The sequence below is a fragment of the Streptomyces sp. SLBN-31 genome, assembly GCF_006715395.1.
Lineage (GTDB): Bacteria > Actinomycetota > Actinomycetes > Streptomycetales > Streptomycetaceae > Streptomyces.
In genome coordinates this window covers 94,394-121,298 of record NZ_VFNC01000002.1, presented here as the reverse complement: position 1 = coordinate 121,298, position 26,905 = coordinate 94,394, and the positions used below count along the sequence as shown (strand labels likewise).

The following is a 26,905-nucleotide window of genomic DNA, read 5'->3' as shown; positions in this document are numbered from 1 at the left end:
GGGCAGGGAAAGCCGGTTCGCCGCCGGGGCGGACCGGCGTCGATTCCCACGAACCGGCACATAGTCACAAGCCGGAGGATTAGTTTGTGAGCCGTGACCACTGGCGTGAAGCGGGCGTTCAAGTACCGCTTCTATCCGACCGGTGCGCAGGCAGCCGAGCTGTCGCGCACGTTCGGATGTGTGCGGAAGGTCTACAACCTGGCCCTTGCGGCGCGCAGGCAGGCGTGGGCGAGGGAGCAGCGGGTGAGCTACCACCAGACGTCGGCGATGCTGACGGCCTGGAAGAAGAGCGAGGAACTCGCCTACCTCAACGAGGTTTCCTCCGTGCCGCTCCAGCAGGCTCTGCGGCACCTTCAGACGGCGTTCGCGAACTTCTTCGGCAGGCGGGCGAGGTACCCGCGGTTCAAGTCGCGGAAGAAGTCGCGGAAGTCGGCGGAGTACACCACCAGCGCGTTCCGGTTTAAGGACGGCAGGCTGACCCTGGCGAAGATGGCGGAGCCGCTGGACATCGTGTGGTCCCGTCCCCTGCCCGAGGGTGCGTCGCCGTCCACCGTGACGGTGTCCAACGACGCGGCCGGACGCTGGTATGTGTCCCTGCTGTGTGAGGACCTCTCCGTCCGGCCACTTCCCCCCACCCACGCGGCCGTCGGTGTCGACGTCGGCCTCGATCACCTGCTGACCCTCTCCACCGGGGAGAAGGTTTCCAACCCCCGGCACGAGCGCCGCGACCGAGCCCGCCTGGCCAAGGCCCAGCGGCAGCTTGCCCGCAAGGCCAAGGGGGAGGGAGCGAACCGGGCCAAGGCACGCCGGAAGGCGGCCACGGTCTACGCCCGCATCACCGACCGCAGGCTCGACCACCTGCACAAACTCACCACTCGTCTCGTTCGTGAAAACCAAACGATCGTGATCGAGGACCTCGCCGTGCGGAACATGATGAAGAACGGCAGCCTGGCCCGCGCCATCAGCGACGCGGCCTGGTCCGAGTTGCGGAGCATGCTGGAATACAAGGCCCAGTGGTACGGCCGCGCAGTGATCGCGATCGACCGCTGGTTCCCCTCCTCCAAGCTGTGCTCCGCCTGCGGCAGCCTGCAGGACACGATGCCGCTCAACGTCCGCGCGTGGACGTGCGACTGCGGGACGACCCACGACCGGGACGTGAACGCGGCGAAGAACATTCTGGCCGTCGGGCTGACGGCGACTGTCTGTGGAGCTGATGTAAGACCTCAACGGAGCACTCCGGGCGGGCAATCGGCGATGAAGCAGAAAACCCCACGGCGCGAGCCGTAGGACTCCCCCTCCTTCAGGAGGGAGAGGAAGTCAACTGTCTGCCTTGTTCAGAAGTCGCCGAAAGCGGTGCCGAAGGCCCGCCGCGGCGAGGGGCTGGCCGCCGGGCTGCCGCGAGCCGCTGTCCTCCGGGTCCGACGGGTGGAAGAGCAGGTGGTGCGGCGAGGGCGACAACGAGAAGCCCAGCACCAGCAGGACGCTCAGGACTCTGGAGACCACCGCCGCGTCGGTCTGCTGGTCCGGGCGGGGAGAGCGCAGGTCGACGCCAGTGCGCAGGGCGACCCGGGTGCAGATCGCCGCGAGCCCGCGGTCGTCGTCGGGGAAGTGGCGGGAGCGCAGCACGGCGAGGATCCCATTGAGTGTCTCTTCCCGCGGCGGGTCGCTCGCGGGGCCGACGTGGGCCGGAGTGGAGCCGTCGTCCCGCGGTGTACCGCGACGCGCCTGCCACTGATCGGAGTCCGGCGGAGGCTGGGCGCGATCCGTTCCCGGCCGGGCGGCATCCGCGCCCAGCCGGAGGTTCCCGCTGAGCCACGTGTAGAACGCTATCCAGTCGGAACTGAGCCGGGAGCCCCATTCGCTCTTGTGTATCTGGCGCACCGTGTCGAGCAGGGCCGCACCGAACGACCAGTGCCAGCCGTCGAAGAATCCCTGCTGCTGGATTGCCCCACCGACCTGGCGCAGGGTCGCCTCGACGGCCTCCGGTGCGTCCTGGGTCAGTGCGGCCCACAGCACCGACTGAGCCAGCCTGTTGCACAGCGACCATCCTGCCCGCGGCGGCAACTCCCGCACCTGGGGCACCAGAACGACCATGCTCTCGTAGAAGCCGTCCACGAACCGCACCTGGTTGCGGGAGAGCAACTGACAGGAGAACTGAACGCTTCGCAGGCTCTCGGCCGGAGGCCTGGCGCCCGCGTACGCCAGACGCTCCGTGCTACCCGATTGACCGAACACCATGGCGACTCTCCTCGGAGCATGGTGAGCACACGCCGTCCGGGCCGAGCAGCCGCAGCGCTTGCTCGTGCACCCTCCACGCCCGACGGGGTGGCGACGCGCTTCACTTCAATGACCTGACCGGGGCTCGGCCGGGCGGAGACCCGCCGGCCGGCACCCTCACGGATTTCCTCGGCGGAAGCCTGAACGCCTTGCACCGCGAACGTCCCCCCACTGTCCAACCCCGCGTCCCGCGAGGCCGGTTGCCTCCCTTGAGGGACGAGGGGATCACCGTGCATGCCGAGGGTGCCGGACCGACTCTCCCGACAGTCCCGTGAGCGCCCGCCCGGCGATCCCGTCGATCGGTCCGACGGCCTGAACAGTCAGCAGGATGTCCGCGTAGTGGTCGAGCAGAGGGGCGGTCTGGCGTTCGTAGACCCGCTGCCGATGGCGGATGACATCCTCGGTGTCATCCGGCCGGCCGCGGTTCAGCAGCCGCTTCACCACGATGTCCTCGGGCGCGGTGAACTCCACCACGGCGTCCAGTCCGGCTCCGGTGGAATCCAGCATCGCGGCGAGTTCCCGCGCCTGTGTCAGGGTGCGCGGGAAGCCGTCCAGAAGGAAGCCGCGCCGGGCGTCGGACTGGTGCAGCCGCTGGCGGACCATGCCGCCGGTGACGTGATCGGGTACGAGTTCGCCGGCGTCGAGATACCGCTTGGCTTCCTGCCCGAGTGGCGTCCGGCGGGTGACGTGCTCGCGGAACAGGTCTCCGGTGGAGATGTGCGGGATGCCGAGTCTCTCGCTGAGTATGGCTGCTTGGGTGCCCTTGCCCGCTCCGGGAGGGCCGATGAGGACGATTCGCATCAGCGCGCGCGTGCCTTCCAGTGGTCGTTCATGGTCTGCGTTCCTGGTCTTCGCCGTTGTCGGCGTGCTTCGGTCGGGCGGCCCGTGACGGGCGGAGAGGCCCCTGGGCGGGGACCGCTTCCGGCCCGGGTGCCCGGCACGCGCGGCGGGCCGGGGAGGCCGCACAGCGCGTCGGCGTTCGCTCTGCGGTAAGCGTCCGCGCCGACCGGCGGACCGGTCATGACGGTGTGGACGCCGGTGCCGGGCGTCGGTTCGGCCGCCGGCCACCCGGCGAGCCCGGGCAGTCCGGCCAGGGCGGTGTCCCGCGACCGCTCCCGGACCGCATCCGTGATCACGTCGACGACCGGTCCGTCCTGCGCGGCCGTCCGACGCCGGCCGGCTCGCCGCCCGCAAGCCGGCGGCCTCCCAGCGGCTCTGGACCAAACCTCGCACACGGCCAGGTGATTCAGGCGCCCGCAACGGTCGACGGCCGTGTTGACGGCCCGGTCGGGGCCGCCGGCGGCGCTCGCTCCGGTGAGGCGCACGACCCGGCCGGGCGACGGGCCGCCGCCCCTCATGCCGGGCCCGCCTTGTCCTGCTGCCCATGACTGAGACCGGCGTTGATCCGGTCCATCACGGAGGCGTCGGCGAGCGTCGTGACGTCTCCGACCTCCCGGTGCTCGGCGACGTCGCGCAGCAGCCTGCGCATGATCTTCCCGGACCGGGTCTTGGGCAGTTCCGCAACCACCATGATCTGGCGGGGCTTGGCGATCGGGCCGATCTCGTGTGCGACATGGTCGCGCAGCACCGCCGTGAGGTCCGGGTCGGCGCCGGCGCGCAGGATGACGAAGGCGACGATGGCCTGCCCGGTGGTCGCGTCCGACGCGCCCACCACCGCGGCCTCGGCCACCGCGGGGTGCGAGACGAGCGCCGACTCGACCTCCGCGGTGGAGATCCGGTGCCCGGAGACGTTCATGACGTCGTCCACGCGGCCCAGCAGCCAGATGTCGCCGTCCTCGTCGTAGCGCGCGCCATCCCCGGCGAAGTAGTAGCCCTGGTCGGCGAAACGGGACCAGTACGTCGCCCGGTACCGCTCCTCGTCGCCCCAGATCCCGCGCAGCATGGACGGCCAGGGCTGGTCGAGGACCAGATAGCCGCTCTCGCCGTTGCCGACCTGACGGCCCCGGTCGTCGACCACCTTGGCGGACAGGCCCGGCAGCGGCGCCTGGGCCGAGCCGGGCTTCGCGCCGGTCCCTGCCCCGGCCCCGGGGGGCTGGGCGGTGCCCCCGGGCAGCGGTGAGATCATGATGGCGCCGGTCTCGGTCTGCCACCAGGTGTCCACGATCGGCGCCCGGCCGGCCCCGATGTGCGTGCGGTACCAGCGCCACGCCTCGGGGTTGATCGGTTCGCCGACGCTGCCGAGTACGCGGATCGAGGAGACGTCGTAGCGGGCGGGGATCTGCTCGCCCCACTTCATGAAGGTGCGGATGAGGGTGGGGGCGGTGTAGTAGACCGTGACGCCGTACTTCTCGATGATCTCGAAGTGCCGCCCTTCGTGCGGGGTGTTGGGCGTGCCCTCGTACATGACCGAGGTCGCCCGGTTGGCGAGCGGCCCGTACACGATGTAGGAGTGCCCGGTGATCCAGCCGATGTCGGCGGTGCACCAGTAGACGTCGGTCTCGGGGTCGAGGTCGAAGACGGTGCGGTGGGTGTAGGCGGCCTGGGTCAGGTAGCCGCCGGAGGTGTGCAGGATGCCCTTCGGGCTGCCCGTCGTCCCGGAGGTGTAGAGGATGAACAGCGGGTGCTCGGCGTCGAAGGGTTCGGGGGTGTGCTCGTCGGACTGGGCGTCGACCAGGTCGTGCCACCACAGGTCGCGGCCCTCGGTCCACGGCACGTCGGTACCGGTGCGCCGGACCACCAGGACGTGCTCGATGCTCGGGGTGTCCCTGGTCGCCTCGTCGGTGTTCGCCTTCATGGCCTCGGTCTCACCCCGCCGGTACTGGCCGTCCGCGGTGATCAGCAGCCTGGCTTGGGCGTCGTCGATGCGCGACTGCAGGGCGGCCGGGGAGAACCCGCCGAACACGACGCTGTGCGGCAGGCCGAGCCGGGCGCACGCCAGCATGGCGAAGACCGCCTCGGGGATCATCGGCAGCTGGATGGCGACCCGGTCGCCCGGCGTCAGACCGAGGCAGAGCAGGGCGTTCGCCGTGCGGCAGACCTCGCGCCTCAGCTCCGCGTAGGTGATCGTGCGGGTGTCACCCGGCTCGCCCTCCCAGTGGAAGGCGATCTGGTCGCCGTGCCCTGCCTCGACGTGCCGGTCGACGCAGTTGTACGCCACGTTCAGCCTCCCGCCGGTGAACCAGCGGGCGAAGGGCGCGTCCGTCCAGTCCAGCACCTGGTCCCAGCCGGTGTCCCAGTGGAGCTGCCCGGCCTCCCGCGCCCAGAAGGCGAGGCGGTCGTCCGCGGTCGGCTCCAGCGGTCCGGACACGGCGGCGCCCTGGGGGGCGAGCGGGTTCTCTGTAAGGGCGGGGTGGGCAGAGCGCGGAGACATACCAGATCCTCCAGTGGGGTGCGGGTGCTGACGGCACGGGTGCCGTTCCGAGGGCGCGACCGGCCGTCGCCAGGTGGACACGGTGGCCGGTCAGGGTTGGCGGGAGGTTGGCGGCGGGTCGGGGGCCGCGGCTACGGCCGCCCTCCGGCGGTCCAACGGCTCACCAGGCGCAGGGCGAGGCGCGGTCGCAGCGGTGCGGTGGTCCCGCGCCGCAGGGCGCCCTGCCAGACCCCCCAGCCATAGGCGAGGTCGTCCAGGCGACGGATCGCCAAGTGCGCGAGGGGGCCGAGCGAGGTGCCGGAGCGGCGGTGGTCCACCAGCCCCTCGACGACGGCCGCGGCGATCAGCACGTACCGCGCGCGCGGGCTCGCCACGGCGGCGGCCGTCGCAAGGGGCCAGTGGTGCCGGGTGGCGCAGCGCAGCAACTGCTCGGCGGTGCCGCGCAGCGCGGCGAGCGACAGCAGTGCCCCCGCGCGGGAGGGGTGGTCGGCGTCGGGCATACGTCGTGCCACGCGGACGGCGGTCACCGCCGTCAGGGCCGCTGCCACGGCCGTCGGCCCCGGCCTGCCGCGCAGCAGCAGGGCGCAGGCGGCCAGCGACCAGGGGGCGGCATACAGCGGCGGCACCTGCCCGGGGTGGCGCAGCGCCAGGTCGGCGGCGCCGGTGCCGTATGCGGCTCGCTGGGCGAGCCAGCCGCGCAGGTCGGTGCGGTGCCGGTGGCCCACGCGCGCGGTGGGCACGTACCGCAGCCGCCAGCCCGCCTCGTGCAGCCGCATGCACAGGTCGACGTCCTCCCCGACGCGCATGTGGTCGTCGAAGCCGGTGCCCACGGCGTCACGGCGGACCACGATGGTCGCGCTGGGGACGTAGGACAGCGCGGACACCGGCACGACCGGTCCTTCTCCGGCTCCCATGTCCAGTGGCGAGCGCTTCTCCTCGTACCGGTCCAGGAGCCCGGGTTCGGCGACGGGCAGTGCGACCACGCGGGGAGCGGCGAGCGCCACCGCGGGGTCGGCGAACTGCGCCAGCAGGGCGGCGAGCCACCCGGGTTCGGGCACCACGTCGGAGTCGCAGAACGCCACGTACGGGGTACGGGTGTGCCGCAGGCCGGTGTTGCGGGCCGCTGCCGGGCCGAGGTTGCGTGGGTGGGTCAGCAGTTCGGCGCCGTGCGCGCTGGCCACCCGGGCCAGGGCCGCGGGGTCGGCGGAGCCGTCGTCCACGACCAGGACCGGCAGGGGGGAGGTCGGCTGGTCGGCGCGCAGGGCTGCGAGCAGCCGGTCCAGCTGGTCGGCGCGGTCCTTGACGGGGATGACCACCGTGGTGTCGCTCACCGGCGCCGGCGCGGGGCGCGGATGGGCGATCCCGGCGTCGAGCAGCCGTCGTGCGAGCGCGCCGCTCGCCGGGCCTGTGACCGTGAGCCGGCCCCCGTCCAGGAGGCGTGCCGCAGGGGCGGTCAGCCGGAGCAGGCGAAGCGGCGATCCGCCGAGCAGCAGCCGCCCGTCCTCGGACCGGTGCGTGCCGGCGGCGAGTTCGACGGTGAGGCCGGACGGCAGGGCGGTGTCCGCCGGAGAGGGCAGCGGAGTGCTCGTCGGGGGAGCCGGGGTGCGGTGTGCGAGTGCCGTCATGCCGTGAACCCTCCGTCCGCGTGCAGTACGGAGCCTGTGAGAGCGAAGGACTCGGGGGAACAGGCCCAGGCCACCACCGCGGCCACCTCCTCGGGCTCCAGTGGGCGCCCGGTGAGCTGCTGGGCGGCGAGCTGCTCGACGTCAGGCAGGTGGTACAGGTCCGCCGTGGCCCGCAGCATGTCGGTGCGGGTCGAGCCCGGCGAGACGGCGACGGCGTGCACGCCGGTGTCACGCAGGTCGCAGGCGAGGCCGCGGACCAGGCCGACGACGGCGTGCTTGGCCGCGCAGTAGGCGCCCAGGCGCCACAGACCGCGGTGCGCGGCGGCCGAGGCGAGGGCGACGAAGCGGCCGTGCCGGGGGTGCGGCCTGCGCAGCAGGGCGGGAACGGCGGCGCGCGCGAGGTTGGCCACGCCCATGACGTCCACGTCGAGCAGGGTCCGCCACTGGGCGTCGGTCTGTTCCCACACCGGGTTTCCGCCCAGCATCACCGCGGCGGCGGCCACGGCGGCGTCGAAGCCGCCGAACTCGGTCTCGGCCAGCTCCACCGCGCGCTGCAGCGCGGCGGCGTCGCGTACGTCGGCGCGGACCGTACGGATCAGGGGGAATTCCTGTGCCAGCAGGTCCAGTCGGCCGGGCTCGGCCAGCGGATAGGGCACGTCGGAGTCGTCCGCGCAGCGGTCCACCGCCACCACCGCCCAGCCGTCCCGGGCCAGCCGCCGTACCGTGGCGGCCCCGATGCCCCGCGCGGCGCCGGTGACGACGGCCACCCGACGGCCGGTCATCGCCCCTCCCCGGCGGGGGTGGCGACCGGCTGCGTCTCGGGCCGGCCGAGCCGGCCCCGCGCGCCCACCCGCCATCCCCGGACGTCCTCGGCGAGGCGGTCCGCCATCCGCTCCAGGAGCCGCTCGCCGTCGCCCGCGCGGGCCCCGGCGGGGTCGCCGAGGACACCGGACGGGCTCACCCCGCGCACCGATTCGGCGACCAGCCGGTCCATCAGCAGGTGAACGGGTTCGGTCGGTCCGGCGACGGCCCGCTCGGCACGGACGGCCGCGTGCCGAAGCCGCAGCATCATCGAGGTCTCGGCACGCCCGGCGTGGGCGTCGGAGCCCGGCGGCAGGCAGGGCCACCAGCCGACATCGCGACCCTCGCCGCGCAGACCGGTGACCGCCTCGGCCAGACTGGTGAGGTGGCCGCCGTGCCCGTTGACCACCAGCAGGCGGGACGCCCAGCGCAGCATCGAGCGACCGGTCTCCGTGACCAGCAGGCGCAGCGCGTCGTGGCCGATGGACACCGTGCCGGGGAAGCCCTCGTGCTCGCCGCTGGCTCCGTACGGCTGAGCGGGCGCGACCAGTACATCCGCCTCGCCGCACAGCCGGGCGGCGGCACGTTCGGCGACCGCGGAGGCCACCGCCGTGTCGGTGTCCAGGGGCAGGTGGGGGCCGTGCTGTTCGCAGGAGCCGAGCGGCAGCAGCACCAGGGGACGGCGGTCCGCCAGGTCGGGCCAGCGCAGGTCCGCGAGCGAATTCCGGGCGCCGGGCATGTCAGACCACTCCCGGCGCCCGGGTGAAGCCCGGCGGGATCAGTACGTCGTCGGGCGTGAGCTCGTGGACCGACGAGCGCCCGAGCCCCAGCAGGGCGGAATCGATGCCGCGGCGCAGGATGTCGAGCACGTTCTCCACACCGGTCTGGCCTCCCGCCGCCAGGCCCCACAGATAGGCGCGGCCGATCATCACGGCCCTGGCGCCGAGTGCGAGGGCCTTGACCACGTCGCTGCCGCGGCGGACTCCGCCGTCGAGGAGCACCTCGACCCGGTCACCCACCGCGTCCGCGATGACGGGCAGGATGCGGATCGGTGCAGGGGTCGCGTCGAGGTTGTTGCCGCCGTGGTTGGACACCGAGATCGCGGTGACGCCCGCGTCGACCGCGCGGAGCGCGTCGTCCACCCGGCAGACGCCCTTGAGCATGAACGGTCCCTCCCACTGCTCACGCAGCCAGCGCACGTCGTCCCAGGAGGGCGGAGGGGTCGTCATCCACTCGCCGTAGGCGCCGAAGAACGTGGGCGCCTCCTGCCCCGGCTCGGCGATGTTGGGTGCCTTCAGGTCCGGGAGGCTGCGGGACTTCACGAAGTCCCAGAGCCAGCCGGGGCGGGCCAGCGCCTCGGGCGCGAACCGCGTCATGGCCCTGAGGTCCAGCCGCTCGGGAATCTCGGGGCTGCCCCAGTCCCGGCCGTACGAGAAGGACCAGTCGAGGGTGACGATGATGCCCTTGGCGCCCGCCTCACGGGCGTCCTTCAGGCGCCGGGCCATCGCGTCCCGGGAACCCATCCAGTACACCTGGAGGAACGTCTGCGGATTGGCCGCCAGGACGTCCCCGAGCGGCTTGCTCGCGAACGAGCTCAGCCCCATCGCGGTGCCCCGGGCGGCGGCGGCGCGGGCCACGGCCACCTCACCGTCCGGGTGCACCGCCTGCACACCCGTCGGCGAGATGAGCACCGGCAGGGAGATGTCCTGTCCCATGACGGTGGTGGCCTGGTCGCGCTTGGCCGACAGCCCGGCCACGTGCGGGGCGAAGCCCAACTCGGCGAAGGCGGCGGTGTTGTCGTCGTAGGAGACGCCCTTCTCGGAGCCCGCGAGCAGCGCGCTGTACACGGATTTCGGCAGCCGTTTCCTCGCTCGCCGCTGGGCCTCGGCGACCGTCTCGATCCACTTGCTCATGACGTTCCTCTTTCATCGGGTACGGGGCCGCCCAGGTCGGCACCGGCCAGCGGGCTCTCGTCGCAGAAGCGGTCGGAGCGGCGGGCGCGGACGGCGGGCATGCCCAGCGCCACCGTGCGGCGTGAGTGGTCCTTGCCCTGGCCCGGCAGCGCGGCCGGGTCGACGGCCGAGAGCGCGGTGGCCCCGTGGCCCTTGACGCACTCGGGGTCGGGGCCGTCCAGCGGCAGGCCCGTGAAGAACTTCGCGGCCATGCATCCGCCCTGGCAGGCGTCGAACGCGGAGCAGCCGGAGCAGGCCCCACCGGAGGACGGCCGACGCAGGTCGGCGAAGAGGTCCGACTCCCGCCACACCCGTTCGAAGCCGCCCGGTGAGCGGACGTTGCCCGCCTTGAACGCGTCGTGAATGGCGAACGGGCAGGCGTAAACGTCCCCGACCGGGTCGATCAGGCAGACGACCCGGCCGGCGCCGCACAGGTTCAGCCCCGGGATCGGCTCGGAACCGAGGGCGTTGAGGTGGAAGAAGGAGTCCCCGGTGAGCACGTTCCCGCCGTGGCCGACGAGCCAGTCGTAGAGCCGGCGCTGCTGCTCGGCGGTGGGGTGAAGGTCGTCCCAGACGTCCGCGCCCCGGCCGGAGGGCCGCAGCCGGGTGATCCGCAGCTGGGCTCCGTAGCGGTCGGCGAGCACGGCGAAGTCGTCGAGCTGCGCGACATTGTGACGGGTCATCACCACCGAGATCTTGAAGTCCCGGAAGCCCGCGTCCGCGAGGTTCTCCATGGCTCGCACGGCCATGTCGTACGAACCGGGGCCACGGACGGCGTCGTTGACCGCGCGGGTGGCTCCGTCGAGGGAGATCTGTACGTCCACGTAGTCGGTGGTGGCCAGCCGCCGTGCCCGCTCGGGACTCAGGCGGACGCCGTTGGTGGAGAACTTCACCCCCACCTGGTGGTCGATCGCGTAGTCGAGGAGGTCCCAGAAGTCGGGGCGGACCGTGGGCTCGCCGCCGCCGACGTTGACGTAGAACACCTGCATGCGCTGAAGCTCGTCGATCACGGACGTGATCTCGTCCGTGGACAGCTCCAGGGGATCGCGCCGCCCGGACGAGGACAGGCAGTGCGCACAGGACAGGTTGCAGGCGTAGGTCCACTCCCAGGTCAGGCAGATCGGGGCGGCGAGGCCTCCCTTGAACTGCTCGACGAGGGCGGGCACCTTCCCCGGTACTCCTTCGGACACGGGGGCGCCCTCGTTCGCTCCGGCCGCGCTCCGCTCGGCGGCGTGCGGGGGCTCGTGGAGGGGGGTCATCAGTGCGCTCCGGTTCCACTGCGCTGGGGAACGATCATGTCGGCGGCGGCCAGCGAGGCCAGCGCCCGCAGGAAGGCGTCCCGCCGGTCGTCGGGAACGCCGGCGAGGGCGTCCCCGACGCTGGGGTGCCGGTCGAGCCCCCGGACCAGTTCGACGAGTTCGGGTGCCTTGAGGAAGGACAGCCGGCGGTTGCCGAAGTGGTAGGCGAGCGCTCCGAACGGCTCGGGGCGCAGCGCGACGGAGGGGTTCAGCCGGTAGGGGTGCGCCGTGTCGAAGGCCGCGCCGGCCGGGGCCGCCGGGTGGGTGGTCATGGCGGCGGGCCTAGTAGACGCCGCACATGCCGTCGATCGACACCTCTTCGACGAGGACCTCCTCGATCACCTCGTCGAAGGCGATGTCCTGCTCGGCGCTGATCTGGTTGTCGTTCATGGCCAACCTCCTGAATGGGTGGGGGAGTCGCGGAGATCCGGTACCGCCGTGCGGTGACCGGCCGGTATTTGACGCTACGGAGGCCGCCGCCCTGTCTCGCCCTGCTTCCGGCCGCGATCACCCTGTCCGGTCGGGCAGGTGTGCGCCGCCGATGCCGGTGTCCGCGGCTCACCCCTCCGACCGGGCAGGGTGCGTCCCGTCCGTTCGCGTCCCGCTGCCGTCCGGGCGGCCGGTATCGCCCCGCCATGCCTTCGTCGGAAGGTGAGTCACGCCACGCACAGGGCATGTCCGTGCTCCCACCGGACCATCCGTGCTTCACCACGGACCTCTGCGCCGCCGGCAACGGAGCAGTCGACGCAGTACGCGCGGCCCACCGCGCGGAGAGGACAGTCGCGATCATGCAGGTCGAAGAACTTCTCAAGCCGTTTCCGATCAAGGAGTTCCACCCCTTCCCCCGGGCGCTGATGGGCCCCGGCGCCCATGAGCTGATCGGCCCGGAGGCCAAGAAGCTGGGGTTCAGGCGGACACTCGTGATGACCACGGGGCTGCGCGGCAGCGACACCGTGCACAAGATCGTCGAGTCGATGAAGTACCACGGCCTGGAGGTCGTGGTGTACGACAAGGTCGAGTCGAACCCCAAGGACTACAACGTCATGGACTCCGTGGCGCTGTACCAGGAGAACAAGTGCGACTCGTTCGTGTCGATCGGCGGCGGCTCGTCGCACGACGCCTGCAAGGGCGCCCGCATCTCGGTGGCGCACGACGGCCGCAACGTCAACGACTTCGAAGGCTTCAACAAGTCCGAGAACCCCAGGAACCCGCCGCACATCGCGGTCTCCACCACGGCCGGCACCGGCTCGGAGACCTCGTGGGCGTACGTCATCACCGACACCACGACCGACCCCGACAACCCGCACAAGTACGTGGCGTTCGACGACGCCTCGGTGGCCTCGCTCGCCATCGACGACCCGACGCTGTACTACGACTGCCCGCTGGACTACACGGCGCAGTGCGGCTTCGACGTCCTCGCGCACGCCTCCGAGCCGTACGTCTCCCGGCTCAACTTCCAGCCGTCGCTGGGCAACGCGCTGCACGCCATCCGCCTCACCGCCCGGCACCTCAGGCAAGCGGTGTGGAACGGCCAGGACCTGGCCGGACGTGAGGGGATGATGTACGCGCAGTACATCGCGGCACAGGCGTTCAACTCCGGCGGCCTGGGCATCATCCACTCCATCTCGCACGCCGTCAGTGCCTTCTACGACACCCACCACGGTCTCAACAACGCCATCGCGCTGCCCCGCGTGTGGGCGTTCAACATGCCCGCCCACTACGAGCGGTTCGCGGACATCGCCGAGGCGATGGGCGTGGACACGCACGGCATGACCAAGGTCAGGGCCGCCGAGGCGGCGCTCGCCGCGGGCATCCGGCTGCTGCGCGACGTCGGCATCCCGGAGAAGTTCACGGACATCCATCAGGACACGTACTCCAAGAACCGGCTCGGCCAGGGCCCGACCAAGTTCTACGAACAGGCCAAGGCGATCACGGGCGACGCCGCCGACGTGGACCGCATCACGCACCACGTCCTCGGTGACGCCTGCACCCCGGGCAACGCCAAGGAGTGCACGTTCGACACCGTCCGGCCCGTCGTGGAGCACTGCATGACCGGCGACCTGGACGACCTGCTCAGCTGACCCGAACCCGCTGAGCCTTCCCACAGGGGGGCGGGGGACCGACGACATCGCCGTCCCCCGCCCCCGCTCCACCGGACGGAGGAACCGTGCCCGCTACACCCCAGCCCCCCGACACTCCCGCGTTCGCCTCGGTCGACGACGTGGTCCGGCGGTTCGCCGCCGACGGCTACATCACCGACCAGCGGCTCGCCACGACCGTTTTCCTGCTGACCCGGCTGGACAAACCGGTGCTGCTGGAGGGGCCGGCCGGTGTCGGCAAGACCGAGCTCGCCAAGACGCTCGCCGCCGTCACCGGGCGCCGCCTGCTGCGCCTGCAGTGCTACGAGGGCCAGGACGAGAGCCGGGCGCTGTACGAGTGGGACTACGGCAAGCAGTTGCTGTACACCCAGATGCTGCGCGACAAGATCGGCGATCTGACGGCCGACGCCCCCGACCTCGCCGCGGCCGTCCAGCGGATCGAGGAGCAGGACAGCGTGTTCTTCTCCGACCGCTTCCTCGCGCCGCGCCCCCTGCTGGACGCGGTACGCGGCGAGCATCCGGCCGTCCTGCTGATCGACGAGGTCGACCGGGCCGACGAGGCACTGGAGGCCGTACTGCTGGAGTGCCTGGCCGAGTACCAGGTGTCGGTGCCGGAGATCGGCACGTACACCGCGAAGATCCCCCCGTATGTCGTGCTGACCTCCAACAACACCCGCGACCTGTCCGCCGCGCTCAAGCGGCGCTGCCTGCACCTCTTCCTCGGCTATCCGGACGCGGAGCGGGAGTTGGAGATCGTCCGGTCGAAGGACACCGGCCTTCCGGAAGCCACCGCCCGCCATCTGGTGCAGGTGGTACGGGGCCTGCGCGACCTGAAACTGCGAAAGAGTCCCAGCATCTCCGAGACCGTCGACTGGGCCCGCACCCTCGCCGTGCTGGGCGTCGACGAACTCGACCCGGCGGTGCTCGCCGACACGGCCAACGTCGTGCTCAAGTACGAGCGCGACCTGCACCGTGCCCTGGACGTCCTGCCGCGCCTGATCGACCCGAACCGGGTCCTGCCCGAGCCGGGGCACCGGCACGACGGCGACGATCACCACCACGATCACCACCACGATCACCACCACGGGCACCACCACCACGGGCCGGGACACGAGGAGCCCGACGAGGTGGACGGCCGCGCCGTCCGGGCCGCCATGGACCGGCAGGGCCGACACGACGAGGGCTACTACGGCGCCCCCGGAGCCGGACCGACCAATCGCCCCGCGGCCGGTGGCGGCCAGGGCGCCCGCGCCTTCGCCGCCATCGCGCGGCGCCGCGCCGACTGACGGGGGAGGCGCACATGGAAGCGGGTGTGCACCGGTTCGTGCGCGTGCTGCGGCTGTTCGGGCTGCGGGTCTCCGTGTCGGAGGCCGTGGACGCCATGCGCGGGGCGGCTCAGCCCGGCCTCCTCGGCGAGCGGGAGGGGCTACGGGAGGCGCTGCGCATGACGCTGGTGAAGGACCGGCGCGACCACGCCCTGTTCGACGACCTGTTCACCGCGTTCTTCTCACTCCTCCCGGTGGCCGGGGAACCCGACGGGCACGGCCACGGCCACGAGCACGACGACCTGACCGACACCGGCGAACTTCAGGCGTTCACCGTCTCCGACGAGCCCTCGAAGACCCCGGAGCAGGGGCACAGCCACGGCAAACCGTCCGACATCCGGGACTTCTTCGACCAGCAGGACCTGGCCCAGCAATACAACCTCCACCAGGAGGCCAACAAGATCGACCTGGCCTCGCTGACCGACGAGATCGTCCTCTCCCAGGACGGCGGCACCAGCGGCCGGGACCCGGGGGCCGCCGTCCAGCTGGAGACCCTGCGGCTGCACGGCGCGGGCGTTCCCGGCCGGCTCGCGGCGTCGACCGGTCAGCCGGTCGACACGGCACTGACCGTCGCCGGGCAGGACGCCCTGCTCGGCCGCCTCACGGACGATCCCGAGGACGAAGCCGAGGAGCGACCCGGCTTCCGGCGCGCCGAACTGGCGGGCGTGATCGAGAACCTGCCGGAACTGCTGAAGCGCCATCTGGACCGGCTGGCCGAACTCCGCTCGGTGGCCGTGGAGTCCGCCCGGATCGCCGAGCGCGCCCGGATCGAGACGGTCGACGAGGACGAGCGCGCCCAGCTGGAGGAGGCGCTGCGCCGGGTCGGCCGCTCCCTGCACGGCGGCCTGACCAGCCGCAAGCGCGCCACCCCGCGCGGTCGCGTGCACCCGGGCCGCACCATGCGCCGCAACATGCGCTACGACGGCGTACCCTTCCGGCCCGTCACCGTCACCCGCGCCGAGGACCGACCCCGCCTGGTGATCCTCGCGGATGTCTCGCTGTCGGTCCGGGCCACCGCGCGCTTCACCCTGCACCTGGTGCACGGTCTGCAGTCGCTGTTCGGCCAGGTCCGCAGTTATGCCTTCGTCGACGAGCCCACCGAGATCACCGAGCTGTTCGCCGAGCACCCGCTGGAGCGGGCGCTCGGCCTGGTCTTCGACGGACTGCCGGCCGGCGGACTCCTCGACGTGGACGCCCGCTCCGACTACGGCAGGACGTTCGAGCTGCTGCTGGGCGAGCACTCCGCCGCGCTGGGGCGGCGTACGACCCTCCTGGTGCTGGGCGACGGCCGCGGCAACGGCAACGATCCGCGGACCGAGACGTTCGCCGAGATCACGCGCCGGGTGCGGCACACCGTCTGGCTGACCCCGGAACCCCGCTACTCCTGGGGCCTCGGCGCCTGCGACCTGCCCGGCTACGCGGAGTACTGCGACCGCGTCCGGGTGGTCGCGGACCTCACGGGACTGCAGCGCACGAGCCACCGGATGGCGGCGGAGGCGACCGGGCGATGAGCGCACCCACCCGCCGCCAGGAGGAGCCGCCGTCATGAGCGTCCCCAGCATCCGCATCGCCGTCGCGGCGCGCCGTATCGATCCTCTGGCGCCGAACCCGCCGGGCGTGTACGCCGATCACCTGGTCCGGGTGGTGCGCGGCAGCCCGCGCGGCGACGGCGCGGCGCCCCGGCCGGTCGTCCGCACCGAGCACTTCGCCCTGCGCCGCCGCGGCCGACGCGTCGAGCTGAGCCACTCGCTTCGCCCCGAGCACCTGGACAACGATCTGGCGGGGCTGCTGGCCGAGGAGTTGTTCGCCCCCGGCTGGCTGTCCGGCAGTGACATCTTCGAGCGCGTCTTCACGGGGGTGGTGCGCTCGTGTGTGGACGAGCCGCTGCCCGCCTGGACCACGTTCTACGCCAACACGCTGGCCCGCATCCGGGGAGCCCGGCAGGCCCCGGAACCGGCCGACCACTCGTCGATCGCCGGCTTCGCCCCCGTGTATCACCACGCCATGGACCTGGTCGGCGCGGGCACGGTACTGGACCTGGGCTCCTGCTTCGGCTTCCTGCCCTTGCTGTTCGCCGAGAAGCCGGAGTACACGGTGATCGCCTCGGATCTCGCGGGGGGCACCATGCGGCTGCTGGACGCTGTGGCCCGGGTGCGCGGCCTGCGGCTGGACACCCTGGTCTGCGACGCCGCGCGGGTGCCGCTGCCGGACCGCTCGGTGGACACCGTCACGGTCGTCCACGTGCTGGAGCACCTGGACCCCGGACACGGCGAGGCCGTCGTCCGGGAGGCGCTGCGGCTGGCCCGGAAACGGGTGGTGGTGGCGGTGCCGTACGAGGACGAGCCGACCGCCGCCTACGGGCACGTGCGGTGCTTCGACGAGGACCAGCTCGCCGAAATGGGCCGCCGCACCGGCCACCGCTTCTCCGTCGGCTCCTGGCACGGCGGCTGGCTGATCGTCGATCCCGGCTGACACCGGACACGGGCGGGTGCCGTCGCCGGCCACAGCCGGCCCTCCTCGCCCTTCCCAATGTCAGATCACGCCCATCTTGCCCGCCTCGTACACGACTTCCGCGCGGCTGTTCGCGTCCATCTTGCGCATGACGTTGCGGACGTGGAACTTCACCGTCGTCTCCGAGATGTACAGCTCGGCCCCGATGTCCCGGTTGCTCAACCCTCGGGCGAGCAGCTTCAGGACCATTACCTCGCGTTCGGTGAATCTGGGCTGCTCGGGCTGCACGCGCATGGCGCGCACCATCGCCGCGGCGGCGTGCGAGTCGAAGGCGCTCTCGTTGCGGGCCACGGCACGGATGGAGCGCAGCAGTTCGGTGGTGTCGACGTCCTTGACGACGTAGCCGCGGGCGCCGTGCTGGATCGCCTCCACCACCAGGGAGTCGTCGAGGAAGGTGGTGAGAACCAGCACCGCCAGCCCCGGATGCCGCTCGGTCAGCCGGGCGCACAGGTCCAAGCCCTCGGTGTCGGTCCCGGTCGACAGCTTCAGGTCCAGCAGCACGATGGACGGTTTCGTCCGTTCGACGACGGCGGCCGCTTCGGCTGCCGTACTCGCCTCTCCGACCACTTCCAGGTCGCTCTCCCGCTCCAGGATGGAGCGCACCCCGTGGCGGACGATCGCATGGTCGTCCACCAGAACGATCCGCTGGGCCGCCGCGGGGGCCGTCGTCTGCTGCTCGCTGGTCATCGGCGCTCTCCTCGTTGTTCGGGCACCGGCAGCGGGATGTCGGCTCGCAGCAGGACGCCTCCCATGCGTGAGCGGCGGATGGACAGTCTGCCGCCCAGCTCCTCCGTCCTGGCGAGCATGTTGGCCAGTCCCCGGTGGCGACCGGACAGGTCGGTGGCCCGGGCGAGCCGCAGGGCGCGGCGCAGTTGGGCCGGGTCGCCGCCGCCGTCGTCGGAGACGGTCAGCACGACGGAGCCGGGCAGGTACCGCAGTCGGACCAGTGCCCGGCCGGCCCTGCCGTGCGTGGCGGAGTTGAACAGGGCCTCGCCGGTCAGCCGGAGCAGCGACTGCTCGGCCTCGCCCGGTAGCGGCAGTGGGCTGCCGTCCACGCGCACCCGCACGTCGAGGTCCGTGGTCAGATGCACCGTGGAGAGCCGTTCGAGCATCACGGGGAGCGGGCCCGCGGGCTCCTGCGAGGTGCGGTGCAGCGCGTAGATGGCGGCACGCAGGCGTTCCACCGCCTGCCGGTTGAGATCCTTGGCGCCGGCCAGCTGCTCGGCGATCTCCTTGGCCCGCCCGCCGAGCGACTCCAGTTCGGCCCGGCACACCTCGACGGTCATACCCGCGCTGAGCACGTACTGGGTGACACTGTCGTGCAGTTCACGGGCGATGCGGCGCCGCTCGTCGTCCAGGGCCTGCCGTTGCATCGCGTCGAGGAGCCGGGCCTGGGTCTCGGCCAGCTCGGCCTTGCGTGCCGCCAGGTCACGGGCCTGCCGCTCGGCCGCCTCGGACAGTTCCTCCGTCCGCCCGCGCAGGGTGGCCGCCGCGTGGAAGAGGAACGTGTTGTGCACGGCGACGGCGGCCTGGTTGGCAAGGACCCTGAGGATCGCCAGGTCGGTGTCCGCCACCTCGACGCCGGCGCCGGGCTGCGCCGCGATCCCGCCGACCGGTTCGCCGTCCAGGGTCATCGGCGCACGCACCCACCCGGGTCCGTTGTGCGGGCTTGCGGCCTCCCACGGCCGGGTGCGCAGCACGCGCAGATGTTCGCGCACCTCGGCGGGCACATGGGTCTCGTCGTCGATCAGTACGTCGTCGGCGTACAGCAGGAAGCGCGGCCGGGCCGCGCGCAGGGCGCCGTCGGCCACGGCCAGCAGCAGCCAGCGCGCCTGCAGGTGCTCGGCCGCGGTCCGTACGACCGCTTCGACCAGGGCACGCGGCCCCTCCGCCGTCCGCACCAGGGCCCGGGAGATGCCGTCGAGCGCCTCCACTGTCCGCTCCAGCCGCTCGGTGGAGCGCACGTAGGCCGGGTAGTACGAGCGCTTGCCCGACCGCAGGCCGGTGAGCACCCCCAGGTCGGGGGCGTGTCCGGGCTGTTCGGGGACGCTCACCGGTACCTCCTCACAGAGCCTCGCGGAACAGTGCCTCGACGTCCCGCACGTCGACATCCCTGGGGTTGGTCGCCATACAGGCGTCCTTCAGCGTGGTGCGGGCCAGTACGGGCACGTCGGACTCCGTGACCCCGAGGCCGGCCAGGCCCTTGGGGACACCGACGTCGTCCGCCAGCGCGCGCACCTGGTCCGCGAGCCGGGCGGCCACCTCGCGGGGTGGTACGCCCTCGGTCGCGATGCCCGCCGCCGTCCCGAGTGCGACGAACCGCTGCGGCCGCGCCTCGGCGTTGAACCGGATGACGTGCGGCAGCAGCACGCCGTTGACCACGCCGTGCGGGGCGTCCAGCAGGCCGCCGACCTGGTGGCTCATCGCGTGCGTCGCCCCGAGGATCGCGTTCGTGAAGGCCATGCCGGCCTCCAGCGCGGCCTGTGCCATCGCGAGCCGGGCGGCGAAGTCCTTGGGCCGCACCTGGGTGCGCACCAGATTCCGGGTGATCAGTTCCACCGCGTGGAGTGCGTGGATGTCCGTCAGCGGGTTGTGCGCCCGGGACACGAACGCCTCGATGGCGTGGGTCAGGGCGTCCAGGCCCGTCGCCGCGTTGAGCCAGCCCGGCATGGTGGTCAGCAGGCGCGGGTCGATGACCGAGATCTCCGGCACCAGAGTGCGGCTCACGATGGTGATCTTGATGTGCTCGGCGGTGTCCGTGATGACGGCGAACTGCGACACGTCCGCCCCGGTTCCCGAGGTGGAGGGCACCATCACGGTGGGCGGAATCGGCCGGCCGACCCGGTCCACGCCCTCGTAGTCGAGGATGCGCCCGCCGTTGCTGGACAGGATCGCCACGCCCTTGGCCGCGTCGATGACGGAACCCCCGCCCACACCCACGATCACGTCGCATCCGCTGGCCGCGTACCGCTGGAAGCCGGCCTCGACCTCGTGGTCCTTGGGATTGGGTGTCACGTCGTGCCAGACGACGGGCCGCAGGCCGACCCTGCGCAGATGGCCCACCGCCTCGTCCACCCAGCCCGCCTCGATCAGCCCCGGGTCGGTGACGAGGAACGGCCGACGGCCGCCTAGCCTGAGCGCGCAGTGACCGAGCTCGCTCAGCGAGCCGGGCCCGAAGAGAACCTCGGGCACATGGAACTTGGCCATCCTGGCGGACTGCCGGAGAGCCTCGGTGCCCGTCTCCTGCGGCCCCAGGAGTTCGCCGTGGTGCTCGTCACGGCTCCAGTCGGCACTCGGGTCAATACCGCTGGTCACCATGGCACCGGAGGTGAGCGACATGTGACCTCCACGAGGGCGTGCGGTCCGCAACCTGTGCGAAACCTTGATTTCACTGCTTCATTCGCCGATAACACTGTCGTCAAACGCAGACCAAGCTAGGGGCGTGCAACCGGACGCGGCACCTGCCCGTCCGGACAGGGGAACCTGCCTGACCGGGCAGGTGTGCCCTGTACCGTTGAGGCGAAGAATTGTGGTTCGCCCCGTTTTTTACGACAGGGAAGCACATGTCACAGCGCAGTGACCTTCGGCAGCGCAGGGCCGCACTCGAGGGTGAGTGGTCCCGGACGGTGTCGCTGGTGAAATCCACGGGCTCGGCGCCGAGCGGCCACGAGGGGCTGCGCCATGAGGTGGCCGACTCCTGGGTGCGCTCCCTTGGCAGCGTGGACCCGGCCCGGGACAGCGCGCCGGCCGCCGACGACGGCACGGTCCGGAACCGCTGGACCGACTCGCTGCTGCGCCGGCCGGTCGACGCCCTCTCCGACGAGCTGCGCAGCGTCGCCGACGACGCCGGTTTCGTCGCCGCGGTCACCGACGAGTCGGGAACGATCATGTGGACCTGCGCCGGTCAGGACATGCTCCGGCGAGCCGAGCGGGTCAACTTCGCCCCAGGGGGCCGCTGGAACGAGCAGGCCATGGGCACCAACGCCCTGTCCCTGGCGCTGCGCACCGGCCGCCCCAGCACCGTCTTCTCGGCCGAACACCTGGTGGCCGCGCTGCACGGCTGGGTCTGTTACGGCGCGCCGATCCACGGACCCGACGGGCGCATCCTCGGCGTCCTGGACCTGTCCACCACCTGGGACCGCTCACACCCTCTGGCCATGTCCACGGTGCGCGGTCTGGCGTCCGCCATCGAGGCCGGGCTCCGCGCCGGACTGCCGGCCGGGCCCCGGGACGACGTGCCCCAGGTGCGGCTGACCTGCATGGGCGAGGAGAAAGCCACGCGCGGGGGCGCTCTGCTCGCTCTGCGCCCCCGGCAACTGGAGATCCTCACCCTCCTCGCTCTGGAACCGGACGGCTTCTCCTCGGAGCGGCTGCGCGACGCCCTGTACGGCGACCGGCCCGTGACCGCCTCCACGTTCAAGGCGGAGATCTCGCATCTGCGCCGGGCCCTCGGCGGCGGCATCGCCGCCCGCCGCTACGCACTCACCGCACCGGTCTCCTGCGACGCCGTCGATGTGCTGCGCGCGCTGGAGCGGGGTGACACGGACACGGCTCTGCGCCTCTACCGTGGTCCGCTGCTCCCTCGTTCCGAGGCTCCTGGCATCGAGGAGTGGCGCACTCGTCTGGAGGTGGCCGTACGGGAGGCGGTCCTGGCGAGCGCCAGTGCGGAGCACGCTTTGCGCTACGGCGAGCGGGCGCCGTACGACGCCGAGGTGCACGAGCACGCACTGCGCCTGATAGGTCCGGGTGACGCCCGCCGGGCGATCGCGGTCGGCCGGCTCACCACCGCCCTGCGCTGACCCGGCGCCACCGGCGTACCGGCGTCACCAACCTTGCGCCAACCTCGCGGGCTCACAGTGATGCGCACCACGACGGCGAGGGCCGTCGTACACAGCATTCACCATCGCCCACCGAGGAGAGCCGCCATGGTGTACGCGCAGCCGGGAACGGACGGCAGCATCGTCAACTTCGCCCCGCGATACGACAACTTCATCGGTGGCGACTGGGTCGCCCCCGTGGAGGGTCGCTACTTCGAGAACCTGTCGCCGGTGAACGGAAAGGTCTTCTGCGAGGTCGCCCGCTCCTCCGCAGCCGACGTCGATCTGGCCCTGGACGCCGCTCACGCCGCGGCCGACCGTTGGGGCCGCACCTCCATCACCGAGCGGGCCAACATCCTCAACCGGATCGCGGACCGGCTGGAGGAGAACCTCGAGAAGATCGCCGTGGCCGAGACCTGGGAGAACGGCAAGCCCGTCCGCGAGACACTGAATGTCGACATCCCGCTCGCGATCGACCACTTCCGGTACTTCGCGGGCGTGGTGCGCAGCCAGGAGGGCACGGTCGGCGAGATCGACGAGGACACCGTCGCCTACCACTTCCACGAGCCGCTGGGCGTGGTCGGCCAGATCATCCCGTGGAACTTCCCCATCCTGATGGCCGCGTGGAAGCTCGCCCCGGCCCTGGCGGCGGGCAACTGCGTGATCATCAAGCCCGCCGAGCAGACCCCGGTCAGCCTGCTGTACGTGATCGACCTGATCGCCGACCTGCTCCCGCCCGGCGTGCTCAACGTCGTCAACGGCTTCGGCGTCGAGGCCGGCAAGCCGCTCGCCTCCAGCCCCCGCATCGCCAAGATCGCCTTCACCGGCGAGACCACGACCGGCCGGCTGATCATGCAGTACGCCAGCGAGAACATCATCCCGGTCACCCTGGAGCTGGGAGGCAAGAGCCCGAACATCTTCCTGGCCGACGTCATGGACGCCGATGACGCCTACCTGGACAAGGTCATCGAGGGCTTCGTGATGTTCGCGGTCAACCAGGGCGAGGTGTGCACCTGCCCGTCCCGGGCCCTGATCGCCTCCTCGATCTACGACGAGTTCATGGCCCGCGCCCTGGAGCGCACCAAGGCCATCAAGGGCGGCAACCCGCTCGACCCGCAGACCATGATCGGTGCCCAGGTGAGCAACGACCAGTTCGAGAAGATCCTGTCCTACATCGACATCGGCAAGCAGGAAGGCGCCGAGCTGCTCACCGGCGGCGGGCCCCGCACGGTCCCCGGCCTGGAGGGCGGCTACTACATCGAGCCGACCGTCTTCAAGGGCACCAACGACATGCGGATCTTCCAGGAGGAGATCTTCGGCCCGGTCCTCTCGGTCACCACCTTCGACTCCCCCGAAGAGGCCCTGAAGATCGCCAATGACACCCTGTACGGCCTCGGCGCCGGCGTCTGGTCCCGCAACGGCAACAGCGCCTACCGGCTTGGCCGCGAGATCAAGGCCGGACGGGTGTGGACCAACTGCTACCACGCCTACCCGGCCCACGCCGCCTTCGGCGGCTACAAGGGGTCCGGCATCGGCCGCGAGAACCACAAGATGATGCTCGACCACTACCAGCAGACCAAGAACCTCCTGGTCAGCTACTCGGAGCAGAAGGTCGGCCTCTTCTGATGGGAACCCGGGTGCGGCGGGTCGAACTGACCGACGCGGCGAACGAGTTGGTGGCTGAGCTGACGGCCGGTCACGGCCCGGTGATGTTCCACCAGTCCGGCGGCTGCTGCGACGGCAGCGCTCCGATGTGCTACCCGCGCGGCGAGTTCCGCGTCGGCGGCACGGACGTCCTGCTCGGCCACGTAGCCGGAGACACACCGTTCTGGATGAGCGCCGGCCAGTACGCGTACTGGCGCCACACCCACCTCACCGTCGACGTGGTCCCGGGCAGGGGAAGCGGCTTCTCCCTGGAGGCCCCCGAGGGCGTGCGGTTCCTGCTCCGCTCCCGATTGCTCAACGACGAGGAATGGGAGCGCGTGGAGGCGGAACCGCCCCTGCCGACCGGGGCGGAGACGACGGGATGACCTGACGCGTCGGCGCACCAGGCCATCCGCCAGCCACCGCATCCACGCAGGCGGTGGCGAGAGTGGGGCCGGACAGCAGGACGTCCGGCCCCCCTTCCTCCGTAACGAGGTGCCCCGGCACCCAGACGAATGAGTCCGATGTCAGACGCTCAGGAGCGGTTGCTGAGACTGGCGGCCACGGCGGTCAGTCGGCCCATCGCGTGAGCCACGCCGAGCCCATCCATGTAGTCGCGGACGTGCACGATCTGGCTGTTCCGGACCCGGATCACGAGGAGGCCGGGGAAGCTGAAGGACTGGCCGGTCGTGGTCACAGTCCCGGAGAAGATCTGCTCGACGACGATCACCTCCGGGTCGGTGCTCTCATGCACGACGACTTCGCGGATCTCCTGCGGCTGCGCCGGGCTTGCACCCCAGGCCGCTCGATAGCCCGTGCGGACGGACGGAAACTCTTCGCGCCCCTGTTGACATGCTCCTCGGGCTGAAGCCCGAGGATTCTGGCCTTCTCTACCGGTTGTTGTGCCGCTATGCGGCACGGTTGCCGGTCGGGAATCCGTGGCTTCCTGTCTCTTTGCGCTGTGCCGGGATTGCTCCTGGTCTTACCGGCGCTCCGCAGGCCGTCACCGCCAGTCCGGCGGCCGTCTTCACGTTGAGCGCGGCATTGTGGTCCCGGTCGTGGACCGCGCCGCAGGCGGTACACGTCCATTCCCGGACGTTTAAGGGTTTGAGTCCGTCCTTGACTCCGCAGGTGGAGCAGGTCTGGGAGGTCTCGAACCGGCCGATCCTGGCCAGGGCGCGGCCGTAGCGTTGTGCTTTGTACTCCAGCATGCTGATGAACGATGACCATCCGGCGTCGTGCACGGACTTGGCCAGCTTCGTGCGGGCCAGTCCCGCCACCGACAGGTCCTCCACGGCGATCCCTTGGTTCTCGCAGATCAGCCTGGTGGAGAGCTGGTGGTGGAACTCACGGCGCGCGTCAGCGACCTTGGCATGGGCACGGGCGACCTTGAGACGGGCCTTGGCCCGGTTCTTGGATCCCTTGTGCTTGCGGGACAGCTCCTGCTGGGCCCTCTTCAGCTTCTTCTCCGCGCGCCGCAGAAACCTGGGGGAGTCGATCTTCGTGCCGTCGGAGAGGACCGCGATGGGGGTACCCCCTCTGGGGGAGGGTCAGGCCGAGATCGATGCCGATGGTGCGGTCGGTTTCGGGCATGCGTGCCTGGTCGGCGGCGGGGTCGGTGTCGATGACGAAGGAGGCGAAGTACCGTCCGGCCGCGTCCTTGATGACGGTGACGGAGGTGGGCGTGGCGGGCAGGGTGCGGGACCTTCACCTTCACCGGACCGATCTTCGGCAGGTTCAGACGGCCGGCGTCGGTGATGCTCCAGCGGGCGTTGGCGGTGAACCGGATCGACTGCCGGGCGTCCTTGCGTGACTTGAACCGGGGCGGGCCCAGTTGTGGCCCCTTCCGGGTGCCCTTGAGGCAGGCGAAGAAGTCTTGTAGGCGGCCCGGCGTCCCGCAGAGACTGCTGGAGGACGACGGCCGACACCTCGCCCAGCCAGGCCCGTTCCGCAGTCCGTTTCGCTTGTGTGATCAAGCGGGTGGACAGTTGCCCGGCCGTCGGGAACGGCTTTCCGGCCTTACGGGCGTCCTCGCGGGCACGCACGGCGTCGTTGAACACCACGCGTGCGCACCCGAACGCCCTGGCCAGCGCGGCCTGCTGAGCGGCGTCGGGGTACAGCCTGAAGGCGTACCGGAGCTGCATGACGATCACACTAGGCAAGTCAATCCCACGTCGTCAGGGGAATGGGGATGATCCGTCACCATCGCCAAGCGGGGTCCGGCTCCGCCGGAACGAAACCGCGACGCTTCGCATCGCAACCACAAGATTCGCCTCACCCCCGGCCTGAAGGCCGGAGCCCTGCGAATGATCTCCGGTAGCGGGCCAAGACCTCACGTGGGCCGAGGTCGGCCGAGGTTGTGTCCGGCCTGCTGACCGGACGAGGGCCTCCAAGATCCGGTTGTGACGCCCGACTTGGAGACCCTCTTGACCGCACTGTATGTGAAGATCGACGACGAGATCGGAGGAACGCGATGGATGGGACGCCCGCCCCTTCTCAGCGACTCCGAACTCCTCTGCCTGGCGGTGGCCCAGGAACTGCTCGGCTACCGATCCGAGGCGCGGTGGCTGCGCTTCGCTCATAAGCGCATGTCCAGCGTGTTCCCCTACATGGCGACTCCTGACGGGGCGGACAGCCTGTCGCTCGAGGAGCACGCACGGGCGGTGGTTCGCCGCGGTCTCAGTTCTTGTGGTTCCCTCCGGCGCGGATGACCACTTCAGGCATGGCCACGGGGTGTCCGTCCCGGCAGGTGAGTTCTGACTGCACCGGCGCGCCGCACTCCTGGTGAGTGAGGACGAGGGGTGCACGTCCCCCGGGAGAGAGGTACCGGGCTCCCCAGTCGTACAGCCCGATCACCGCAGGCGCGAGGTCGTGGCCCATCGGGGTGAGCTGATACTCGTGCCGGGTGCGCTGCCCCGGCTCCTGGTACGGCACCCGCATGAGGATGCCTGCAGCGGTGAGCTCGCGCAGGCGTGCCGAAGCGACGGCCTCGGTGATCTCGACGCGCTGAGCGAAGTCGTCGAAGCGGGTGGTGCCGTAGAAGGCCTCGCGGAGGATGAGCATGGCCGAGCGCGTGCCGACGACGTCCAGCGCCTTGGCGATCGGGCAGTTGTCACCAATGCGCCAGGTCGACCGATCGGCCAGCCGGTCCTCGAAGGTCGCAGAGTTCTGAGTCACATCCTCAGCCTAACTTGTATTGCCCATAGCCAGCCCTCTATGGTCGCT

At 71.2% G+C, this 26,905-nt stretch carries 27 protein-coding genes; 9 read left to right on the top strand and 18 right to left on the bottom strand.

Annotated features, from left to right (window positions below; all coding sequences use genetic code 11):
• The first annotated feature begins 93 nt into the window (after positions 1–93).
• Positions 94–1,287: an RNA-guided endonuclease TnpB family protein gene (locus FBY22_RS20360; protein WP_142147997.1), complete on the top strand. Its 1,194-nt coding sequence runs from the start codon at positions 94–96 to the stop codon at positions 1,285–1,287.
• Between the two features lie 30 nt (positions 1,288–1,317).
• On the opposite strand, the gene FBY22_RS20355 is transcribed toward FBY22_RS20360, so the two are convergent.
• From FBY22_RS20355 to mftA, 11 genes are all read right to left on the bottom strand, one after another.
• Positions 1,318–2,238: a hypothetical protein gene (locus FBY22_RS20355; protein ID WP_142147995.1), complete on the bottom strand. Its 921-nt coding sequence runs from the start codon at positions 2,236–2,238 to the stop codon at positions 1,318–1,320.
• A gap of 264 nt (positions 2,239–2,502) precedes the next feature.
• Complete coding sequence (locus tag FBY22_RS20350) at positions 2,503–3,078, bottom strand: adenylate kinase (protein WP_222127812.1); 576 nt, start codon at positions 3,076–3,078, stop codon at positions 2,503–2,505.
• Positions 3,078–3,413 carry a hypothetical protein gene (locus FBY22_RS44240; RefSeq protein ID WP_174267220.1) on the bottom strand — a complete coding sequence of 112 codons (336 nt, stop codon included), beginning with the start codon at positions 3,411–3,413 and terminating at the stop codon, positions 3,078–3,080. The genes FBY22_RS20350 and FBY22_RS44240 overlap by 1 nt, the downstream gene beginning before the upstream one ends.
• A 218-nt stretch (positions 3,414–3,631) precedes the next feature.
• Positions 3,632–5,608 carry an acetate--CoA ligase gene (acs, locus tag FBY22_RS20345; protein WP_142147993.1) on the bottom strand — a complete coding sequence of 659 codons (1,977 nt, stop codon included), beginning with the start codon at positions 5,606–5,608 and terminating at the stop codon, positions 3,632–3,634.
• Between the two features lie 131 nt (positions 5,609–5,739).
• Complete coding sequence (gene mftF / locus FBY22_RS20340) at positions 5,740–7,233, bottom strand: mycofactocin biosynthesis glycosyltransferase MftF (protein WP_142147991.1); 1,494 nt, start codon at positions 7,231–7,233, stop codon at positions 5,740–5,742.
• Complete coding sequence (locus FBY22_RS20335; protein WP_142147989.1) at positions 7,230–8,015, bottom strand: mycofactocin-coupled SDR family oxidoreductase; 786 nt, start codon at positions 8,013–8,015, stop codon at positions 7,230–7,232. The genes mftF and FBY22_RS20335 overlap by 4 nt, the downstream gene beginning before the upstream one ends.
• Positions 8,012–8,773: a mycofactocin biosynthesis peptidyl-dipeptidase MftE gene (gene mftE / locus FBY22_RS20330; protein ID WP_142147987.1), complete on the bottom strand. Its 762-nt coding sequence runs from the start codon at positions 8,771–8,773 to the stop codon at positions 8,012–8,014. Before mftE ends, FBY22_RS20335 begins: the two co-directional genes overlap by 4 nt.
• A 1-nt stretch (position 8,774) precedes the next feature.
• Positions 8,775–9,947 carry a pre-mycofactocin synthase MftD gene (mftD, locus tag FBY22_RS20325; RefSeq protein ID WP_142147985.1) on the bottom strand — a complete coding sequence of 391 codons (1,173 nt, stop codon included), beginning with the start codon at positions 9,945–9,947 and terminating at the stop codon, positions 8,775–8,777.
• On the bottom strand, positions 9,944–11,245 hold the full coding sequence (gene mftC / locus FBY22_RS20320) for a mycofactocin radical SAM maturase (RefSeq protein ID WP_142147983.1): 1,302 nt from the start codon (positions 11,243–11,245) through the stop codon (positions 9,944–9,946). The genes mftD and mftC overlap by 4 nt, the downstream gene beginning before the upstream one ends.
• The gene (gene mftB / locus FBY22_RS20315; protein WP_142147981.1) at positions 11,245–11,556 is read right to left on the bottom strand and encodes a mycofactocin biosynthesis chaperone MftB; all 312 of its coding nucleotides are present in this window, start codon (positions 11,554–11,556) and stop codon (positions 11,245–11,247) included. The genes mftC and mftB overlap by 1 nt, the downstream gene beginning before the upstream one ends.
• A 10-nt stretch (positions 11,557–11,566) precedes the next feature.
• The gene (mftA, locus tag FBY22_RS20310) at positions 11,567–11,674 is read right to left on the bottom strand and encodes a mycofactocin precursor MftA (RefSeq protein ID WP_142147979.1); all 108 of its coding nucleotides are present in this window, start codon (positions 11,672–11,674) and stop codon (positions 11,567–11,569) included.
• 398 nt (positions 11,675–12,072) lie between these two features.
• Between mftA and mdo the strand changes: the two genes are divergently transcribed.
• The 4 genes from mdo to mftM all read left to right on the top strand — a co-directional run bounded on the left by mdo (position 12,073) and on the right by mftM (position 17,180).
• Positions 12,073–13,365: an NDMA-dependent methanol dehydrogenase gene (gene mdo, locus FBY22_RS20305; protein WP_142147977.1), complete on the top strand. Its 1,293-nt coding sequence runs from the start codon at positions 12,073–12,075 to the stop codon at positions 13,363–13,365.
• Positions 13,366–13,451: 86 nt separating this feature from the next.
• On the top strand, positions 13,452–14,669 hold the full coding sequence (locus FBY22_RS20300; protein WP_142147975.1) for a MoxR family ATPase: 1,218 nt from the start codon (positions 13,452–13,454) through the stop codon (positions 14,667–14,669).
• Positions 14,670–14,683: 14 nt separating this feature from the next.
• A complete protein-coding gene (locus tag FBY22_RS20295; RefSeq protein ID WP_142147973.1) occupies positions 14,684–16,219 on the top strand; it encodes a VWA domain-containing protein in 1,536 nt (511 codons plus the stop codon).
• A 34-nt stretch (positions 16,220–16,253) separates the two neighbouring features.
• Complete coding sequence (gene mftM, locus FBY22_RS20290; RefSeq protein WP_142147971.1) at positions 16,254–17,180, top strand: mycofactocin oligosaccharide methyltransferase MftM; 927 nt, start codon at positions 16,254–16,256, stop codon at positions 17,178–17,180.
• Between the two features lie 60 nt (positions 17,181–17,240).
• Here mftM and FBY22_RS20285 read toward each other — a convergent pair whose 3' ends face one another.
• Genes FBY22_RS20285 through FBY22_RS20275 form a run of 3 tightly spaced genes read right to left on the bottom strand, consistent with a single transcriptional unit; the run spans position 17,241 to position 20,558 of the window.
• Positions 17,241–17,906, bottom strand: coding sequence for a MadR family response regulator transcription factor (locus tag FBY22_RS20285; protein ID WP_142147969.1), 666 nt, complete (start codon positions 17,904–17,906; stop codon positions 17,241–17,243).
• The gene (locus FBY22_RS20280) at positions 17,903–19,273 is read right to left on the bottom strand and encodes a MadS family sensor histidine kinase (RefSeq protein WP_260845021.1); all 1,371 of its coding nucleotides are present in this window, start codon (positions 19,271–19,273) and stop codon (positions 17,903–17,905) included. The genes FBY22_RS20285 and FBY22_RS20280 overlap by 4 nt, the downstream gene beginning before the upstream one ends.
• A gap of 10 nt (positions 19,274–19,283) precedes the next feature.
• Complete coding sequence (locus FBY22_RS20275; protein ID WP_142147965.1) at positions 19,284–20,558, bottom strand: iron-containing alcohol dehydrogenase; 1,275 nt, start codon at positions 20,556–20,558, stop codon at positions 19,284–19,286.
• A gap of 224 nt (positions 20,559–20,782) precedes the next feature.
• On the opposite strand from FBY22_RS20275, the gene FBY22_RS20270 reads away from it, so the two are divergent.
• The 3 genes from FBY22_RS20270 (at position 20,783) to FBY22_RS20260 (ending at position 24,066) form a co-directional block, all read left to right on the top strand.
• Positions 20,783–22,018, top strand: a complete 1,236-nt coding sequence (locus tag FBY22_RS20270; protein WP_142147963.1) for a GAF domain-containing protein — start codon at positions 20,783–20,785, stop codon at positions 22,016–22,018.
• Between the two features lie 126 nt (positions 22,019–22,144).
• Positions 22,145–23,662, top strand: coding sequence for an aldehyde dehydrogenase family protein (locus FBY22_RS20265; protein ID WP_142147961.1), 1,518 nt, complete (start codon positions 22,145–22,147; stop codon positions 23,660–23,662).
• Complete coding sequence (locus tag FBY22_RS20260; protein WP_142147959.1) at positions 23,662–24,066, top strand: DUF779 domain-containing protein; 405 nt, start codon at positions 23,662–23,664, stop codon at positions 24,064–24,066. The genes FBY22_RS20265 and FBY22_RS20260 overlap by 1 nt, the downstream gene beginning before the upstream one ends.
• Before the next feature lie 149 nt (positions 24,067–24,215).
• Here FBY22_RS20260 and FBY22_RS20255 read toward each other — a convergent pair whose 3' ends face one another.
• From FBY22_RS20255 to FBY22_RS45995, 3 genes are all read right to left on the bottom strand, one after another.
• Positions 24,216–24,434 (bottom strand): nuclear transport factor 2 family protein, encoded by a 219-nt coding sequence (locus FBY22_RS20255; protein WP_142147957.1) that lies wholly within the window; start codon positions 24,432–24,434, stop codon positions 24,216–24,218.
• Positions 24,435–24,588: 154 nt separating this feature from the next.
• Entirely contained in the window at positions 24,589–25,161 is a 573-nt protein-coding gene (locus FBY22_RS46000) for an RNA-guided endonuclease TnpB family protein (RefSeq protein ID WP_399212520.1), read from the bottom strand.
• Between the two features lie 69 nt (positions 25,162–25,230).
• Complete coding sequence (locus FBY22_RS45995; RefSeq protein ID WP_399211530.1) at positions 25,231–25,824, bottom strand: helix-turn-helix domain-containing protein; 594 nt, start codon at positions 25,822–25,824, stop codon at positions 25,231–25,233.
• A 282-nt stretch (positions 25,825–26,106) separates the two neighbouring features.
• Here FBY22_RS45995 and FBY22_RS44580 point away from each other — a divergent pair, with 282 nt between their 5' ends.
• Complete coding sequence (locus tag FBY22_RS44580) at positions 26,107–26,391, top strand: hypothetical protein (protein ID WP_222127811.1); 285 nt, start codon at positions 26,107–26,109, stop codon at positions 26,389–26,391.
• On the opposite strand, the gene FBY22_RS20240 is transcribed toward FBY22_RS44580, so the two are convergent.
• Entirely contained in the window at positions 26,360–26,857 is a 498-nt protein-coding gene (locus tag FBY22_RS20240; RefSeq protein WP_142147956.1) for a helix-turn-helix domain-containing protein, read from the bottom strand. The genes FBY22_RS44580 and FBY22_RS20240 overlap by 32 nt on opposite strands.
• Between the last annotated feature and the right edge of the window lie 48 nt (positions 26,858–26,905).